The following is a 17,359-nucleotide window of genomic DNA, read 5'->3' as shown; positions in this document are numbered from 1 at the left end:
TTCCTCTCTATCAAGTCTAGCTTTGTGCCTCTTGACTTTCTTCCTTCTTTTCCATGAGATAGATATCTCCAAAACTCTCCTCTTGCATGAGAATCAGTTCCTGGGTTTTGATTAACTCTAGGGTTGCCAAAAAGAGGGTAATAACCTCTTGAACATTCTGGGCTTCCTTGAACAAATCCTGCAAACGCAACTGGTCTCGTCCAGACAAGGACTCTTTTACGATGACCATCATGTCCTCAATCTTATACTCATCCCGCAAAATGGTCGTGTGATTCTGTGCGAACTCCTCTTTTTTCTTGGCTAGGATATTTGAAAAAGCCAAAAAGAGGTCAATGGTCGTCTTATCATGTACAAGCTCTGCATCTTCGTAAATCAACTCTGTCGGCGCTTTGGAATAGTACTGAGCCCGATCTTGGTGCTTAGCCTCCAAGTGCTCGCCCAGGAGTTTGAACTTGCGGTATTCTTCGATTTGGGAGAGAAGGTCCTGCTCCAGGTCATCTTCCAAGTCTGTCACTTCTGCTACCTTTGGCAAGAGCTTGCGGCTCTTGATCAGCATGAGCTGACTGGCCATAACCATATACTCGCCCGTTACTTCCAGACGCATTGCCTGCAAGGTTGAGACATAGGCTAGATACTGTTCGATGACTTCTGTGATAGGCACATCGTAGATATCCATCTGGTACTTAGAAACCAGGTGCAAAAGCAAGTCCAGCGGCCCTTCAAAATCTTTTAATTTAATATCCATTATCTATATTTTTCTAAGGTCAGGACTGTTTTTAATCCTAGTTTTTTTGCAATTTCGTACAAATCGACCTTGTTTTCTATCTGTCTTAGAATGAACTGTTCCCGCAAGGCTTGGGCTGATAAGGCTGGAAAACCTTTCTCCTTGACAAAGGACTCCAGCTGACGAAAGGCCCACTGACGAGAATAGGTTTTCCCACTCCTTTCAAAGAGATAGGTCTGCCCCATCAAGGGTTCCAATTCTGGAGTCAAGGTCGTGGGTATGGTGACAATCCTCTGTTGGGAAGCCTTGCTGATTCTCAACACTTGAAAATCCAGATTGATATCTGCAACCTTAAGGGCTAAAATCTCACTTGGCAAGAGCCCTATTTCCAAGATAAGAAGCGCCAGCAAGCGTCCTTCTGGATAATTACTTTCCTGCCAAAAAGAGTCTAAATTTAGAATCTCTGGCTTTTCAGTCTTCTTTTCAGCTTGTTTGGCTAATTCCAGACGGTAAAAGCTGTCCACTTCTCCGTTTCGATAGAGAAAGTAGAGAAATTGGTTACAGGCCGAAAGTTTTCGCTTCTGGGCGCTGATTTTTAGATTGGCTAGCTGGGCTTGGTAAATCTTAAGACTGGTCTCAGAAATCCGTTCCCCTACCATGTCTAAAAATTGCTCCAAATCATACTTATAAGACTGCTTGGAATTGGCAGACAAGTCCTGTTTTTCCTCTAAAAAGGCTGAAATCCTATCTCTCATTTGCATCGAATCTCATATTCCTTACTAAAGTCATGCAAGAGGGCATTAACGGCCTTGAGGATGGACTTGCGCGTGATGATTCCTTGGAAAATTCCTTCACCATCTACCACTGGCAAGAAGGGTTCATCCACCAGTTTATGGAGGACCTCTGTGATGTTATAGTCTGGAGCGACGACTGCCACATCTGTCTTGGTCATATTGACGATGTCTGTCGTTGCCATCTGCTCATCCGTCAAACCTTGCTCCATTTGATAAGCCAAAATGTCCCTCAGACCAATGGTTCCAACAAAGCGTTTGTCAAAGGTCACAACAGGGATACGGGTATATGTGATTTGGCTCAGCACCAAAATTGCATGGTCAGCGTTATGGGTATCAATCAAGGCTGCTAGATTCTCAGCAGGGGTAAGAAAAGTCTCTTCCTGCTCCAATAAAAATGCTTCAAATTCCTTGGCAATCATCGAGCAAACTCCTTGGACAAGCCTGGATAAACCTCATGGTCACGTGTCAAAAAGTCTACTTTAAAATAGCTGTCATCAATCTCCACTCGAGCATAGAGACATTCTCTGATAGTCCCTCGTGGTTGGCTGATGGAGCCTGGATTTAGAAAAAGAGTCTTGCCTTCCATCCAAGCATTTGGCACATGCAAGTGACCATAGAGACAGATATCGGCATCTTCTTCCTGAGCCCAGTAGTCCAACTTTTGAAAGTTGAAATTGATGTCAAACAAGTGTCCATGCGTCTGGATGATCTTAGTGGGACCAAGTTGAGTCACCAACCGTTCTGGGTAGCCAGCATAAAAGTCCATATTTCCTTTGACGACATGAATGCCTTCCCAGAGCGGAGAGTCTGGACGGAGTTCTGAGTCACCATCGTGAAAAATGGCATCAACTTTCCCCAGATAACGATCACGAATTTCTTCCACAATCAAGCTATCGCCATGGGAATCACTCATTACAATGATGGTTTGCTTTGCCATGATGGAAATACCTCCAAAAGTTTCTTAACGGCTAAGGCACGGTGGGATTGGCTATTTTTTTCTTCAAGGGTTAATTCAGCTGCTGACTTACCTGTCTCTCCCACAAGGAAGAGCGGATCATAACCAAAGCCATTTTCACCCTTGGGTTCAAAGTTGATATAACCTGGCCAGTCAGCTTCAACCACCAAGCTTTCCTTGTTTGGACTAGCTACGACTAGGGTTGTGTGGAATTGAGCCGAACGGTCCTTGAGTTCAAAGACCATGGCCAATTCGTGCAAGAGTTTGGCATTGTTTTCACGGTCGGTTGCTCCCACTCCTGCAAAACGGGCTGACCAAACACCTGGCAAGCCACCAAGGACATCGACTTTGAGACCTGAGTCATCTGCTAGCACCATCTTGCCTGTTAATTGGGAAATCGTTTCTGCCTTGAGGCGAGCATTTTCTTCAAAGGTCATACCCGTTTCAGCAACTTCAGGTAGGTCTGGATAATCATTGAGATTTTCCACATCATAGCCTAGCTTGTCAAAGATAGCTCGGAATTCCTTGGTCTTGCCTTCGTTACGAGTCGCAATCAACAAGGTTTCTCTAACCTTGCTAGTTTCAAAGAAGTCTTGAACATTGACCCCTTCTTTAGGCAATTCTACATGCAGGAGTTGCCCATTTTCAACCAAGAGCAGGGCTCCCTGACGTTGGATGACTTCCAAGTTTCGTCCTGCTTCCGCATTTAAAATCTCAACGATAAAGGAGAGCAGACGGTAGTTAGAAGACCAGCGCATCACCGTTATCGTAATTGGAAAGCCATTTTCCTCATCACGAAAAATCCGCGCTAAATCCATAAAATCAAGATTAAGCGGATCTTTGATGAGACTGTAGATGCCTCCATAGACGTCCCAGACACCGACATACCAGTCCTGGTCGTCCTTGTATTCATAAATTTTGTTTGTCATAATGTTACATGCTCCACATGAATCTCTTTTTCCAGCCATTCTTCCCCAATCTGGGCAAAACTTTGGCTATTGGCTGTTGTGTAAAAACGATGTTGAAGTGGTCCTGCATCTCGGCTACGATTGATTTCAAAATAGTTCAGTAAAACCGAGATATCCCGTACACACTCTGCCCCACTATCGATGAGCTGAACCTTTGGTCCCATGACATTTTGGATGATGGGGCGAAGGAGCGGATAATGGGTACAACCCAGAATCAAGCTATCCACCTTGCCGACCAAGGGGCGCAGGGTTTCATAAACCACTTTCTTGGTCACACTAGTCGAAAGTGCACCTGACTCTACCAGAGGAGCAAATTTGGGACAGGCCAAACTTTCCACCTGTAAGTCTGGATCCAAATCATGGATTTTCTGACGGTAGATGTCTGATTGTACCGTCATGGGAGTTCCAATCACCCCGATTTTCCCACCTTGACTGGACTTGATGGCTGCCGAAGCTCCAGGCAAAATCACACCTAGAACAGGAATGTCTAGTTTCGCCTTGATTTCTTCCCAGACGACCGCAGTCGCAGTATTACAAGCAATGACAATCATTTTGACATCCTTGGTCAAGAGAAAGTTAACCAACTGCCAAGTATATTCACGGATTTGCTCAGCAGGACGGGGACCATAGGGCGCCCGTGCCGAATCTCCAATATAGACGATTTCTTCATGGGGAAGCTGGCGCATGAGCTCACGAACAACGGTTAAGCCACCGACACCCGAATCCAAAAAACCAATTGGTCGATTATCCATATAGTCTTCTTTCTAGTCTTTTTTCTGATTGATAGTTCATCATAATTACTCGTCCTAAATGAACGGATAGACAGCTTGATAGAATGGCAACTGCCTCTCTCTTAATCATAATCAAATATCAATAGAATGCAAGGAAAAAGTCTTATCCTTGAGAACTATTGAACATAGTGAGAAGTCTGGAACTTTCATCCCAGACTTTTCCTATTTATTTCTTTTTGTTCTTAGCAAGGGCTGCTTTTTGTTGGCGGATGATTTGGTGGTAAACTTGTTGTACCTTGGCTTCGCTTGGTTTTTGACCATTTGCACTCAAGAGAGCACGAACTGCGTCAGCGTTCAAACGGGGGTTGTCAGCATATTTTTTTTCGATTTGCTTACGAGCCAAGTAAATCCCTCCAAGAGCTCCCCCTAGAAAAGCTAGCACAATCAAGACAATTGCTAAAAGTAAATCCATTCTTTTTCTCCTGTTTCTTTTTGAGTCTTCTATATTATACCATAAAGTGACTTTCCTGACTAGTTTGTTTTACGCTTTCAAGAGGGGGTTAAGCCAATTCTAAGCTAGTCTTACAATCAAATTGAACTATGAAATTATGAATAATTCCACCCTTTCCTCACTTTCTTCTACTATTTTAAGAAAAAGCAATCTCAAATATGTTTTTCGCCAAAAACCTCTTGACAAATGCTAGATGACCATTAGAATGGGAGGTGAGGAGATAAATAGAAACAAATTAAACGAAATTGCTTTATAAAATGTAAGCGGTTTCGAATACACAAAGGAGAGTTTTATGAAAAAACACTTTTGGGAGAAATCCTGTCGCTATAGCATTCGCAAGCTGACGGTTGGGACTGCTTCTGTTTTACTGGGGGCCGTTTTTCTAGTCAACCACACTGTAGCCGCAGACAGTGTTGAGGTTAAGCAAACTGAACCAACCTCTGTCGAAGCTATCACTAAGCCTGATAGTGAGCCCAAAGCAGCTGAAGCTACTGAAACTACAAATCCGTCTCAAGCCGAGAGTCCAGTAGTTTCCGAAAGCAAGCCAGCTGTGGAGACTCAGACAACAAATAGTCAAGCTAGTGAAGAAGCCATTGTAGAAGCTAAAGAAAATAAGGAACCTGAAAAAACAGATCAGCCGGTGACAAAGCAAGAAAACTATCAACTCAACTACGATCAACCAACAGCTCCCTCCTATGATGGATGGGAAAAACAAGCCCTTCCTGTCGGAAATGGAGAGATGGGAGCCAAGGTTTTCGGTCTGATTGGGGAAGAGAGAATCCAGTACAACGAAAAGACCCTCTGGTCAGGAGGACCACAACCCGATAGCACCGACTATAACGGAGGAAACTACAAGGATCGCTACAAGGTCTTAGCAGAGATACGTAAAGCCCTCGAAGCTGGTGATCGCCAAAAAGCAAAACAGCTAGCTGAACAAAATCTAGTTGGACCAAACAACACCCAGTATGGACGTTACCTAGCCTTTGGTGATATCTTCATGGTCTTTAATAACCAGAAGAAAGGACTAGATACTGTAACTGATTATCACCGTAATCTAGACATCACCGAAGCCACTACGACCACTTCTTACACCCAAGATGGGACGACCTTCAAACGCGAAACCTTCTCCAGCTATCCTGACGATGTCACCGTGACCCACTTGACCAAAAAAGGAAACAAGGCACTTGACTTTACCCTTTGGAACAGTTTGACAGAAGATTTGCTTGCTAATGGCAACTACTCTTGGGAATATTCCAACTATAAGAATGGTCATGTCACTACAGATGCAAACGGAATCCTTCTAAAGGGAACTGTCAAAGATAACGGCCTCAAATTTGCATCCTATCTAGGAATTAAAACGGATGGAACAGTTACTGTTCAGAATGAGACTCTAACCGTCACTGGCGCAAGCTACGCAACCCTCTATCTCAGCGCCAAGACTAATTTTGCTCAAAATCCAAAAACCAACTATCGAAAAGACATTGACCTCGAAAAAACGGTTAAGGGTATTGTAGAAGCCGCTAAGGCCAAAGACTACGAGACACTTAAAAAGGCCCATATCAAGGACTATCAAAGTCTCTTTAACCGCGTTAAACTAAACCTAGGTGGAAACAAGACTGCTCAAACGACAAAAGAGGCCCTTCAAGGCTATAACCCAGAAAAAGGGCAAAAATTGGAAGAACTCTTCTTCCAATACGGCCGATATCTACTCATCAGTTCGTCTCGTGATCGGACAGATGCCCTTCCTGCCAACCTACAAGGAGTCTGGAATGCTGTAGACAATCCACCTTGGAACGCTGACTATCACCTCAATGTCAATTTGCAAATGAACTATTGGCCAGCCTACATGAGCAACCTTGCTGAAACATCCAAGCCAATGATCAATTACATTGACGACATGCGTTACTATGGCCGTATCGCTGCCAAGGAATACGCAGGTATCGAATCCAAAGACGGACAAGAAAATGGTTGGCTGGTCCACACCCAGGCGACACCATTTGGCTGGACTACTCCAGGTTGGAATTACTATTGGGGTTGGTCTCCAGCAGCCAACGCTTGGATGATGCAGAATGTCTATGACTACTATAAATTCACCAAGGATGAGACCTATCTCAAAGAAAAGATTTATCCAATGCTCAAGGAAACAGCTAAGTTCTGGAATTCCTTCTTGCACTATGACCAGGCCAGTGACCGTTGGGTGTCTTCTCCATCCTACTCACCAGAACACGGAACCATCACTATCGGAAACACCTTTGACCAATCGCTAGTCTGGCAGCTATTCCACGACTACATGGAAGTTGCCAACCATCTGAAAGTGGACCAAGACTTAGTCACAGAGGTCAAGGCTAAATTTGACAAACTAAAACCACTTCACATCAACAAAGAGGGACGCATCAAGGAATGGTACGAGGAGGACAGTCCCCAATTCACCAATGAAGGGATTGAAAATCAACACCGCCACGTTTCCCATCTAGTTGGTCTCTTCCCAGGTACGCTCTTTAGCAAGGACCAAGCTGAATACCTAGAGGCTGCGCGTGCAACCCTCAACCACCGTGGAGATGGTGGTACTGGTTGGTCTAAGGCCAATAAAATCAACCTCTGGGCTCGTCTGCTGGACGGTAACCGTGCCCATCGCTTACTCGCTGAACAGCTCAAGTATTCAACCCTAGAAAACCTTTGGGATACCCACGCGCCTTTCCAAATCGATGGCAACTTCGGAGCAACCAGTGGGATGGCAGAAATGCTCCTTCAATCACACACTGGCTATATTGCACCATTGCCAGCCCTTCCTGATGCTTGGAAAGACGGTCAAGTTTCTGGATTAGTTGCCCGTGGTAACTTTGAAGTCAGCATGAAATGGAAAGATAAGAACTTGCAAAGCTTGTCCTTCCTTTCAAATGTCGGTGGAGACCTGGTTGTAGATTATCCAAATATCGAAGCTAGCCAAATCATGGTCAATGGCAAACCAGTCAAGGCAACGATCCTTAAAGATAATCGTATCCAGCTTGCAACGCAAAAAGGTGACGTCATTACCTTTGAACATTTTCCTGGTCGTGTAACCAGCCTGACAGCAGTTCGACAAAATGGAGTCACTGCCGAACTCACCTTCAACCAAGTAGAAGGCGCTACCCACTATGTCATCCAAAGACAAGTAAAAGACGAATCTGGCCAAACCTCTGCAACTAGAGAATTTGTAACCAATCAAACCCACTTTATCGACCGATCACTAAATCCTCAACTCGCCTATACTTATACTGTAAAGGCTATGCTGGGCGAGCTTTCCACACAAGTATCTGAACAGGCAACTGTAGAAACTCCTAGTGAATTGATGGATGACCGAGACAGTCGCATCCAGTACGGGGCTGCCTTTGGAAACTGGGCAGACTCAGAATTATTTGGAGGAACGGAGAAGTTTGCTGATCTTTCAAAAGGAAACTACACAGACGAAGACGTGACTGCTACTATTCCTTTCAATGGTGTTGGCATCGAAATCTATGGACTAAAATCGTCCGAACTAGGTCTTGCTACTGCTAAAATTGATGGCAAAGAAGTTGGCGAACTTGATTTCCATACTGCTGGGGCAACTGAAAAAGGCAGCCTCATCGGTCGCTTTACAGGATTGTCAGACGGACCTCACACATTGACTCTTAGTGTTAAACGTGAACACAAAGGACGAGGAAGTGAACGCTCGAAAATTTCATTAGACTACTTCAAGGTCCTAGCAGGAACAGGCAACACGATTGAAAAGATGGATGATCGCGACCCGCGCATCCAGTATGGTGCCCAGTTTAAGGACTGGTCTGACCCTGAACTCTACGGTGGTACAGAAAAATACGCTGATATTAACAACAGCGACTCTAGTGCGGCTTCAGAAGCTCAGGCAACTATTTCCTTTACAGGGACGGGCATTCGTATTTATGGCTTGAAGAGCCTTGCCCTTGGACGAGCACGTGTTACACTAGATGGCAAAGAAATGCCAAGTCTAGACTTCTACACTTCAGGTGCAACTGAAAAGAGAGCTTTTATTGGCGAATTTACAAACCTTACTGACGGTCCGCACACCTTGACATTACAAGTTGACTCAGATTCGCCAGAAGGTCGCAAGAAAATCTCTCTAGATTCCTTTGATATCATCAAAGCCCCTGCTATTGGTATAGATAGTCCAAGTATCGCACCTCTTAAGGAAAATGACAAAGAAATTTCCTTAACCCTACCATCTGGAGACTGGGAAGCCATCGCTGTAACTTTCCCAGGTGTCAAAGATCCTCTAGTATTGCGCAAAGTGGACGAAACGCATCTGGTTACAAGTGGGGATCAGACCGTGCTATCAATCCAAGACAATCAAGTTCAAATGCCAATCCCTGAGGCTACTGATCGACAAACTGGAAAAGCGATTGAAGCTTATGCCATTCAAGGAACTACCACAAGTAGCCCGGTCGTAGCTGTCTTTACTAAAAAAGATAAGAAGAAGGTTGACGAGAGCCAGCCAACTACAAGTAAGGGAGACGAACCAGCTCCTACTGTTGAAATTCCGGAATACACTAAACCTATCGGGACTGCAGGGCAAGAAGTGCCACCCACTGTAGAAAAGCCTGAATACACCGAACCTATCGGAACGGCGGGGCAAGAAGAGTCTCCTACTGTAGAAAAGCCTGAATACACCGAACCTATCGGAACGGCAGGGCAAGAGGAACCACCTACAGTGACAATTCCTGAATACACTGAGCCGATCGGAACGGCAGGGCAAGAGGAAGCTCCTACTGTTGAAAAACCTGAGTACACCGAGCCTATCGGAACTAGTGGGGATCAGGCTGCTCCAACCCTTAGCCTTCCTGATTATCCAGTTCGAGTCTTAAAAGATAAGGAAACTGGAGTAGAAATTATTGGTGGAGTCAGTGACCTAGAAGGAATTTCTCACATCTCTAGCCGACGTGTCCTAGCTCAAGAACTCTTTAGCAAGACCTATGATGCTTACGACCTACAACTGAAAAATCCAACAGATCATAGTTTGCAGCCAAAAAGCTCTGTCTTGGTTCGCTTGCCTATTTCAGCTAGCGTAGAAAAGGTCTATTATATTACTCCGACCAAGGAGTTGCAAGCCCTTGATTTCGACGTTCGAGAAGGAAAGGCAGAATTCATCACTAGTCATTTCAGTACCTATGCTGTCGTCTATCAAGCTGCTGGAACAGCCCCTAGTACAGATGAAAAACCAAGTACTTCAGATACAGAAACCTTGGCACACGAGGCTGAACAACTTTCAGCTAGTCTGATCCCTGCGAAAACTGGAAATCATTCTCCTAAAGAAGAACTTCCAGCAACAGGAGAAGCGTCCAACCCACTCCTCTTCTTAGCAGGACTCAGCCTAGCCCTTACAGCTACTTTTATGTTAAAAGGAAGAAAGGATGACTCCAACTAACCTTTAAGCACACAAAAACAGGATGAAGATCACCTTCATCCTGTTTTATTTTGTCATCAAAAGTTAGTTTTACAGTAAGTATAAAAAGGCTAGGGTCAAGAGACTTGCTAGGAGCCCAACTCCCCAAAAGAAGAAGTCAACCTTCCACTCGCTCCAAGGATTGCCCTTGCCTGAGAATCCTCCAAGCTCGAAATGGTGATGCACAGGTGTCATACGGAAAATACGCTTTCCACCACTAAGTTTGAAGTAGGTAACCTGCATCATAACAGAGCTTGTCTCAAAGACATAGATAATCCCAATCAACAAAAGGGTCCATTCTTGGTGGAGGGCCATAGAGATTGCTGCTAGCATCCCACCAAGAGCCAAACTTCCTACATCTCCCATGAAGATCTTGGCAGGTTTGTGGTTAAAGACGAAGAAACCTAGCAAACCACCAATCATGGCAAGAATCACAAGAAGAATATCCAATTGATTTTGCATATAAGCAATCACACCGTAGGCCGATAAGCTAATCACCACGGAAATACTCGCTAAGCCATCAATCCCGTCAGTCAGATTCACCGCATTGGAAAAACCAACTAGCCAGAAAAGGGCAAAGAAAATATAGAAAAAACCCAAATGAACTTGGTAGCCAAAAACTGAAAGCATATCGCCACCACGCTCATAAAAGAGGTAGAAAATCACTCCTCCAAGGAGCTGGAGAGCAAGCTTTTGCTTAGGATTCAAGCCTTCGTTGATCTTACGAAAGACCTTGAGGAAATCATCCAGAAAACCTACCAAACCATACAACACCAAGATAAACAAAATCATGCCTACATTGTTGGTCAATTGTTGGGTAAAGAGAGCAATAAGAAAGCTCACAACTACTGCAACGATAAGGAAGACAAGACCTCCCATGGTTGGAGTCCCAGCTTTAGCTTGGTGTTGTTTGACATCCTCGTGCATCTGCTGACCCGTAATCTGTGCTTTTCGATAAAATCGGATAAAGGCTGGAATGCCAATCAAGGTCAATAGAAAGGCTAGAATTCCAGCACTAATGGAACTAATCATCTTAATCTCCTAAAGTTACTTTCATTTTTTTAAGGTCTTTTAGGGCTGTATTGGCACGGACACTTTGTTTCTTGACCGTTTTGCCACTACCTTCCCACTCGACTTCTATATTCAGCCATTTAGCAAATGTTTGCACATTTTCATCTGTCCAGCCGTACATATCAGGCATTTCTTCGACCTTATCTGACAGGATCAAGATCTGCTGATTGGCTTCCAAATTATCTCCTTCAGAAACCGAGAGTTCCTTGATCTTGGTTCCTGTTCCGATAACAATTGGTTGGACCAGGTTTCGGCGCAATTCTTCTGCTAGGTCACCCGGAGTAAAGTCTTTGGTAGCCGGCATAGCATAGCTTGTCGTCTTGCTGACCTGATCTAAGCTCTTGGCAGTTGACTGAAGATTGAGGGATTCTTTCATAGCAGAGGCTCTCTCAAGGATTGGGTTGGCAAACTCTCCCAGCTGAACGCCTGAATAATGCTCTGGCTGTTGCACCGTTACATAGAGGATAAAGTCAGGATTTTCTGCAGGATGCATCGACACAACAGAGAAGATATAGTTGGTTTCACCTGTCAGGTAACCCCCATTCTTCTCATCGGCAATCTGAGCAGTCCCTGATTTGAGGGCGACATTCTGACCTGGAACATTGACATTTGGTTTTCCTGTACTGTGGTTGTACATGGTACCGTAGACAGGATCTGTTCCGACCATGACCATATGCTCCCGAGTAGAGGACGCTGCTGTTTTTGACACAGGATTTCCGACGATTTCCTTTTGAGACTTACGAACAGACTGGTCATTGGGGTCATAGAGGGCACTGATAAATTTCGGTTCCAACATAACCCCATCGTTGGCAATAGCTGTAAAAGCACGTAGCATCTGGGTCTGCGTTACAGAAATCCCCTGACCAAATGCACTCATGGCAATATTAACAATATTATCTGCAGGCAATTGACCTGAATACTCATCAGTCAGACCAAAACGCGTCGGCACCCCAAACTTAAAGCGATTGAGATAATCGAGCCAAGTCGCATCTCCCATTTTTTGTTCAAGTAGACTCATTCCAACATTACTGGAGTGAGCGAAACCTTGTGAGAAAGTCATCATCCCACCAGTAGTCAAACCATCATTAACATCCCAATCTCGAATCGTCGCATCCGCTATTTTTAATTCACTGCTATTGAAGTATTCTCCACCTGGGAAGGTATTGTTGTCAATAGAAGAAGCTAACGTCATGACCTTCATGGCTGATCCTGGTTCGTAGTTACTTTGATAGAGGATATCACGCCAGACAAAGTCTTTTGTGATGCCATCCTTGGTATCTGCATTAAAGGTCGGCCGTTGGGTCGTAGCCAGGATTTCCCCTGTTTTAGCGCTAACCAAGGTAGCCGTCATATACTTGCCTTTTACTTTTTCCTGGAAGGCATCCATCTGGGTTTCCATAAAGGATTGCAAGGGACTAGAAAGGGTTGTGTAGACATCTTTTCCATCTACTGTTTGTTGAGAAGCTTGATCTGTACCCGGAACAATATTTCCCAGACGATCTTTCTCATAGGTGATGATCCCATCTGTACCCGCCAGAATGTTATTTAAAGAACTCTCCAATCCAGATGTCCCAATCAAACGTTTGGTCCCATCCTCATTTTCATGGAGTTGCGCTAAACCGATAAAGGAAGAAGCAAACTGTCCATTGGGATAACTGCGGTTAGGGCTAGTTGTAAAGTCAACTCCCTCCACGCCAGCAGTTTTTAGGTCATTTTTAATGGCCATCATATTGGCATAGGTAATCCCATTTCCCTTGGTACCAAAAGATACCTGTTTTAGATCTGGTTGAGAAAGCTGTTCTTTGACATAGGACTCTTCCATATCCAGATACTTATGGAAAATTTCAGCTACCTTATTAAATTGAGAATCCTCTACATAGAGAATTTTGCCTGTTGCTGACTTGTAGGTCTTGTCAATAACAGCATAGATATTATAAGAAGTTGCATCCTCAGCAATAGGTGTCCCATTTCGATCATAGATGGTTCCCCGTTTTGCAGGAATCGTCTTGGTTGTTTGATGGACCTTGTTGGCTTCTTGAACCAAGTCCTTACCAAATTTTTTACCCGTTCCGATAATGACCGCAAAGTTGACCAAAAAGACCGCGAAGAGTATGACAGCCAATAAACTCAGGCTTTTTCCTACTCTTCGACGATTTTCTTCTGGAGATTTACGGTTACGAACGGCATAACGGATGATTTTTTCTTTCCACTGTTTCATTTTTTACTCCGCTGCTCGGATATTTTCGTTATTCAGCTGCAAATCCTTGGAGTTTGCAATTTCTTTCAAACGTTCTGAACGAATCAATTCATTGACCTCTTGCTTGGCATCGTCTAGCTCGGTTTTCTTTTCTTCGATTTGAGCATTGACCTTGGTCAGTTCATTCTGAACTTGTAATAGCTTGGTCTGCATAAACACAACGCTAATTGCCAGGATAATCATTGTTGCAGCAATCGAAACATAGAAGGCCTTTTCCACACGTGAAAAACCTTTGAACTTCGTTTGCAATAACTGGCTTGTTTTTTCGATTCTTTCTGCCATGTTTTTCCTCTTACTTGTGAATTTTTCTAGCCACGCGCAACTTGGCTGAATGCGAACGATTGTTGGCTGCTAGCTCTTCAGCACTTGGCAAGATTGGCTTGCGGGATACCAATTCCATCTTGGGCTTAAGGTCATCTGGAATGAAGGGCAAGCCTTTGGGAACTTCCACTGTTGAAGCTTCTTTAAATAGTTGCTTGGTCAAGCGGTCTTCCAGCGAATGGAAGGTAATGACCGAGATTCTACCATCCAGAGCCAGCATGTCCATGGCCTGCTGGATGGATTCATCTGCAGCGCCCAGCTCATCATTGACTTCGATTCGGATAGCCTGGAAAATCTGCTTGGCAGGGTGCCCCTTTTTCTTGAGCTCCTTGGCAGGCTTGGCCGACTTGATAATCTCTGCCAACTCCGTCGTTGTCTCAATTGGTTTCACCTCACGCGCTTGCTCAATCTTACGGGCAATCTGTTTAGAAAACTTATCCTCACCATACTTGAAAAAGATCCGAACCAAGTCATGATAGTCATAACGATTGACCACCTCATAGGCCGTCAGACTAGCTTCCTGATTCATCCGCATATCCAGTGGCGCATCCTTTTTATAAGAAAAACCACGTTCACGCTGATCCAGCTGAGGACTGGACACCCCTAAGTCATAACAAATTCCATCAATTTCCTGGACACCAGCCTCCTGCAAACGTGCCTGCAAATGACGGAAGTTGTCCTTGATAAAGGTTACCATCCCCTTTTCGATATAGGGTGCCAACCGTTTTTGCGCATTATCAATGGCATTCTGGTCCTGGTCAAAGGCATAGAGATGCCCTTTTTCGCTCAATTTACTTAATAAATATTCGCTATGGCCTGCTCCGCCCAAAGTCGCATCAACGTAGATACCGTCAGGTTTTACGTCAAGCATATCAATCGTTTCATGAAGCAAGACCGTTACATGATGAAATTCTTTTGTCATATCTTATCTATTTTACCACAAATCTGACCAGCTTGCACTTGTCAGACAAGGCTAAGTTTCTTCGAAAATAATTCTCAAAAATATGTCATATATACTTGACATCTCATCTCCAAAAGAATATAATGTAGTCAAATATATACGACATATCAGAAAGGAGACCCTATGAATCGTGTCAAAGAATTCCGCAAGGAACTGGGTATTTCTCAGCTCGAGCTCGCCAAAGATATCGGTGTCTCGAGACAGACCATCAACATGATTGAAAATGACAAGTACAATCCAACCCTGGAACTCTGTCTCAATCTCGCCCACAGCCTCCAAACTGACCTTAACAGTCTCTTTTGGGAAGACGATTTTTAAAAAAGGAGCAAACAAATGAAAAAAGAAACTCTCACTGAAAAACTCATCAAACGCATATACGGTATTTCTGGTCCCCTTGACGAACACAAACGGCGCGAGGCCGATCGTATCGGGAATCAGGTCTTTATTGTTCTCTTTTATCTGATGATATTTGGCAACCTCATCCCCTTTGTCCTTGCTTATAAATACCCGCAAATTGTCGCTATCGGCTATCCTCTCGTGGTATTTAGCATTTCGATGATGGCTGCCCTCTATGTAGTCTCTCAAACCAAGAAAACGGGCATCACAGCTATTGATCCCGAAATGCTGAGTCAAAAAGAAAGTAAAAAGCTACATTTTCCGGGTCTAAAAGCCGGTCTGATCTACGGCATAGCGATATTTTTTATAATGCCACTCATCGATAACCTAACCAGTGAAAATCCAAATTTCATCAGTTCTCTTCTGAATTCAAAACATATTTTAAAAACTATACTGGGAGCGTTCTTTTTTGGACTGATGATGCAAATTATCGTCTCTCTTCGCATTCAAAAGGCCAAGAAAGACCAAGAAGACGACTAGGAGGTGCCTTATGAAATCACTAGCTAAACTACTGATCAGTCATGTTTTTATCAGTATCTTTGTTACCTTTTTCCTACTTTCTGGACATATTGAGCATCCTTTCTTGATTATCTTTCTTTTATTCCTTCCTGTATTGAACAAGGGACAGAGATTCCAGAAAATCCAATCAAAAAAAATACGTCTTCTAAACGCATCTCTCTGTTTTATCCTCGTATCCTTTCCACAACTTTTAACAAATCCTATGGATTGGAGATACCTGGTATTTCTAATAATCTGTATCATTTTTAGTTTGGTTTACTTCTATACTCTCTATCAACTCTTTAAAGAAGTCAATCAAAAATCGCTCATTTAGGAGGTTACTCCCATGAAAAAAGAAGATTTCACCACTCGCTTACTTAAACTATTCTTTCACATACAAGGGCCTTTTGATGAATGCCGTCAAGAGATGATTTACAAGGCTTGTGCTCGTGCCTTGATCCAAATCGTTTACTCCTCCCTCCTACTCTTCTTGTTCTATCTCCTATTTGGACGCTTCATAGAGTTGGTTCGAGATGCCACGCCCTACCTCTATTTTGGACTTATCTTCGTCCTCTCATCTAGGGCGAGACTAGCAGTTCGCAACTTACATTTAGACAAGGATGACCTGTCCGAAATCCATCACAAAAGCTACAGCAAAAGCCAGATTAACCTTCGTAGTTGGGGCGTATTTATCAGTATTCCAATTGGCTTGTTTGTCTTATCAGCCTTTCACAAACTCTTTGTTCAGCATCTCCCCCTCAATACCTTTTGGGACAACCTCTCCCAGTTCGATAAAACGCTCCCTTTACTAGTCTTAGGTTTGGGAATTGGTGCCATCTTTGGAAGCATGACCTACGCCTTTTTATCGGAACACGTTAAAAAATAGAGCAAGATTCGCTAATTTTTTAATTTATAGGCAAAGAATCCCACCTAGTTCGTTCTAGGTGGGATTTCCACTTCAATTCATAGGATATTTTCCAAAATATCTACTGACCCTCGTCACCAATTCTCCCACTGGGTTTCAATCTTGACCTCACCATAGTTGCTTGGCGAGTACTTACTGTCATAAATGGTACACCAGTCTTTTAAGACTTTTTGATTGACGATTTCGTCGAAGTCTTTCTCTAATTCTTCTTTGGAAATATTATTTTTTCTTAAATATTCTCTTACTTTTTCTTCATCATCAATAAATTGACCTGGCTTCCTTGGCTCTTCAAAAATCGCAAGCTCCTTTTTGAGTACTTTCTTTTTTATGTTATAGTGCACCGAATACCATAGGGTAATATTCGAATCAGTCTTTCTTTCAAAAAGAATCAACACCCCCTTTATCCCTTCTCCAAAATTAAGGTTAATGGTTATGTCACTATATCCTTTGGGCAGAGTTTCATACTTTCCAAAAGGAGTATAGGATATATTGGGGTCATCACTTGGCCAACCGGCCCTGATTTTAAACCCATCTATGTTTCTTAAAATATTATTTGACCGATAAGTCTTCTCTGTCTCCTGGTAGATTTCATCAAAAATATTTTTAGGTTGATGAATAAAAAAGTAGAAGCAGGATAATACAATTATCACGAATAAGGCTACTAGGCCTAGGATTTTCTTCATGTTATCACCTTATCACCAATTCTCCCACTGGGTTTCAATCTTGATATCGCCATAGTTGCTTGGCGAGTACTTGCTGTCATAGATGGTACACCAGTCCTTCAAGACTTTTTGATTGACGATTTCGTCGAAG

Annotated in this window: 18 protein-coding genes; 5 read left to right on the top strand and 13 right to left on the bottom strand. The window is 43.5% G+C overall.

Features of this window, described 5'->3' with window-relative positions; translation table 11 throughout:
• Positions 1 to 16: 16 nt before the first annotated feature.
• The 7 genes from HMPREF2766_RS03845 to HMPREF2766_RS03815 form a co-directional block, all read right to left on the bottom strand.
• Positions 17 to 745, bottom strand: a complete 729-nt coding sequence (locus HMPREF2766_RS03845; RefSeq protein WP_042902022.1) for a segregation/condensation protein A — start codon at positions 743 to 745, stop codon at positions 17 to 19.
• Positions 745 to 1,479 (bottom strand): site-specific tyrosine recombinase XerD, encoded by a 735-nt coding sequence (gene xerD / locus HMPREF2766_RS03840; protein WP_315940707.1) that lies wholly within the window; start codon positions 1,477 to 1,479, stop codon positions 745 to 747. Before xerD ends, HMPREF2766_RS03845 begins: the two co-directional genes overlap by 1 nt.
• Positions 1,476 to 1,937, bottom strand: coding sequence for a cyclic-di-AMP-binding protein CbpB (cbpB, locus tag HMPREF2766_RS03835; protein WP_000560697.1), 462 nt, complete (start codon positions 1,935 to 1,937; stop codon positions 1,476 to 1,478). The genes xerD and cbpB overlap by 4 nt, the downstream gene beginning before the upstream one ends.
• On the bottom strand, positions 1,934 to 2,455 hold the full coding sequence (locus tag HMPREF2766_RS03830) for a metallophosphoesterase (RefSeq protein ID WP_001118939.1): 522 nt from the start codon (positions 2,453 to 2,455) through the stop codon (positions 1,934 to 1,936). Before HMPREF2766_RS03830 ends, cbpB begins: the two co-directional genes overlap by 4 nt.
• Positions 2,431 to 3,402, bottom strand: coding sequence for a nucleoside-triphosphate diphosphatase (locus HMPREF2766_RS03825; RefSeq protein WP_070567837.1), 972 nt, complete (start codon positions 3,400 to 3,402; stop codon positions 2,431 to 2,433). The genes HMPREF2766_RS03830 and HMPREF2766_RS03825 overlap by 25 nt, the downstream gene beginning before the upstream one ends.
• The gene (gene racE, locus HMPREF2766_RS03820) at positions 3,399 to 4,193 is read right to left on the bottom strand and encodes a glutamate racemase (RefSeq protein WP_057489219.1); all 795 of its coding nucleotides are present in this window, start codon (positions 4,191 to 4,193) and stop codon (positions 3,399 to 3,401) included. Before racE ends, HMPREF2766_RS03825 begins: the two co-directional genes overlap by 4 nt.
• Before the next feature lie 205 nt (positions 4,194 to 4,398).
• Positions 4,399 to 4,644 carry a YneF family protein gene (locus HMPREF2766_RS03815; protein ID WP_000364984.1) on the bottom strand — a complete coding sequence of 82 codons (246 nt, stop codon included), beginning with the start codon at positions 4,642 to 4,644 and terminating at the stop codon, positions 4,399 to 4,401.
• A gap of 331 nt (positions 4,645 to 4,975) precedes the next feature.
• On the opposite strand from HMPREF2766_RS03815, the gene HMPREF2766_RS09885 reads away from it, so the two are divergent.
• Entirely contained in the window at positions 4,976 to 10,099 is a 5,124-nt protein-coding gene (locus tag HMPREF2766_RS09885) for an SIALI-17 repeat-containing surface protein (RefSeq protein ID WP_083303868.1), read from the top strand.
• A gap of 69 nt (positions 10,100 to 10,168) precedes the next feature.
• On the opposite strand, the gene mraY is transcribed toward HMPREF2766_RS09885, so the two are convergent.
• From mraY to rsmH, 4 genes are read right to left on the bottom strand one after another with little or no spacing between them, the layout of a single operon-like run.
• Positions 10,169 to 11,149, bottom strand: coding sequence for a phospho-N-acetylmuramoyl-pentapeptide-transferase (gene mraY / locus HMPREF2766_RS03805; protein WP_070567836.1), 981 nt, complete (start codon positions 11,147 to 11,149; stop codon positions 10,169 to 10,171).
• A gap of 1 nt (position 11,150) precedes the next feature.
• Positions 11,151 to 13,406, bottom strand: coding sequence for a penicillin-binding protein PBP2X (gene pbp2X / locus HMPREF2766_RS03800; RefSeq protein WP_070567834.1), 2,256 nt, complete (start codon positions 13,404 to 13,406; stop codon positions 11,151 to 11,153).
• 3 nt (positions 13,407 to 13,409) lie between these two features.
• Positions 13,410 to 13,727 (bottom strand): cell division protein FtsL, encoded by a 318-nt coding sequence (gene ftsL / locus HMPREF2766_RS03795; protein WP_000840795.1) that lies wholly within the window; start codon positions 13,725 to 13,727, stop codon positions 13,410 to 13,412.
• 10 nt (positions 13,728 to 13,737) lie between these two features.
• Positions 13,738 to 14,688, bottom strand: a complete 951-nt coding sequence (rsmH, locus tag HMPREF2766_RS03790; RefSeq protein WP_070567832.1) for a 16S rRNA (cytosine(1402)-N(4))-methyltransferase RsmH — start codon at positions 14,686 to 14,688, stop codon at positions 13,738 to 13,740.
• A gap of 162 nt (positions 14,689 to 14,850) precedes the next feature.
• Here rsmH and HMPREF2766_RS03785 point away from each other — a divergent pair, with 162 nt between their 5' ends.
• The 4 genes from HMPREF2766_RS03785 to HMPREF2766_RS03770 are packed head-to-tail and all read left to right on the top strand — an operon-like array spanning position 14,851 to position 16,507.
• Positions 14,851 to 15,045 carry a helix-turn-helix transcriptional regulator gene (locus tag HMPREF2766_RS03785; protein WP_070567830.1) on the top strand — a complete coding sequence of 65 codons (195 nt, stop codon included), beginning with the start codon at positions 14,851 to 14,853 and terminating at the stop codon, positions 15,043 to 15,045.
• Between the two features lie 15 nt (positions 15,046 to 15,060).
• On the top strand, positions 15,061 to 15,603 hold the full coding sequence (locus tag HMPREF2766_RS09880) for a DUF3278 domain-containing protein (protein WP_083303867.1): 543 nt from the start codon (positions 15,061 to 15,063) through the stop codon (positions 15,601 to 15,603).
• 10 nt (positions 15,604 to 15,613) lie between these two features.
• Positions 15,614 to 15,955, top strand: coding sequence for a hypothetical protein (locus tag HMPREF2766_RS03775; protein ID WP_070567828.1), 342 nt, complete (start codon positions 15,614 to 15,616; stop codon positions 15,953 to 15,955).
• A gap of 12 nt (positions 15,956 to 15,967) precedes the next feature.
• Positions 15,968 to 16,507, top strand: coding sequence for a DUF3278 domain-containing protein (locus tag HMPREF2766_RS03770; RefSeq protein WP_070567826.1), 540 nt, complete (start codon positions 15,968 to 15,970; stop codon positions 16,505 to 16,507).
• Between the two features lie 113 nt (positions 16,508 to 16,620).
• On the opposite strand, the gene HMPREF2766_RS03765 is transcribed toward HMPREF2766_RS03770, so the two are convergent.
• A complete protein-coding gene (locus HMPREF2766_RS03765; protein WP_070567824.1) occupies positions 16,621 to 17,229 on the bottom strand; it encodes a TipC family immunity protein in 609 nt (202 codons plus the stop codon).
• Positions 17,230 to 17,241: 12 nt separating this feature from the next.
• Positions 17,242 to 17,359: TipC family immunity protein (locus HMPREF2766_RS10105; RefSeq protein WP_148131186.1), on the bottom strand; the 118-nt coding region annotated here is incomplete at its 5' end.

Source organism: Streptococcus sp. HMSC076C08 (assembly GCF_001810825.1).
GTDB lineage: Bacteria > Bacillota > Bacilli > Lactobacillales > Streptococcaceae > Streptococcus.
This window is presented reverse-complemented; position numbering and strand designations above follow the sequence as displayed.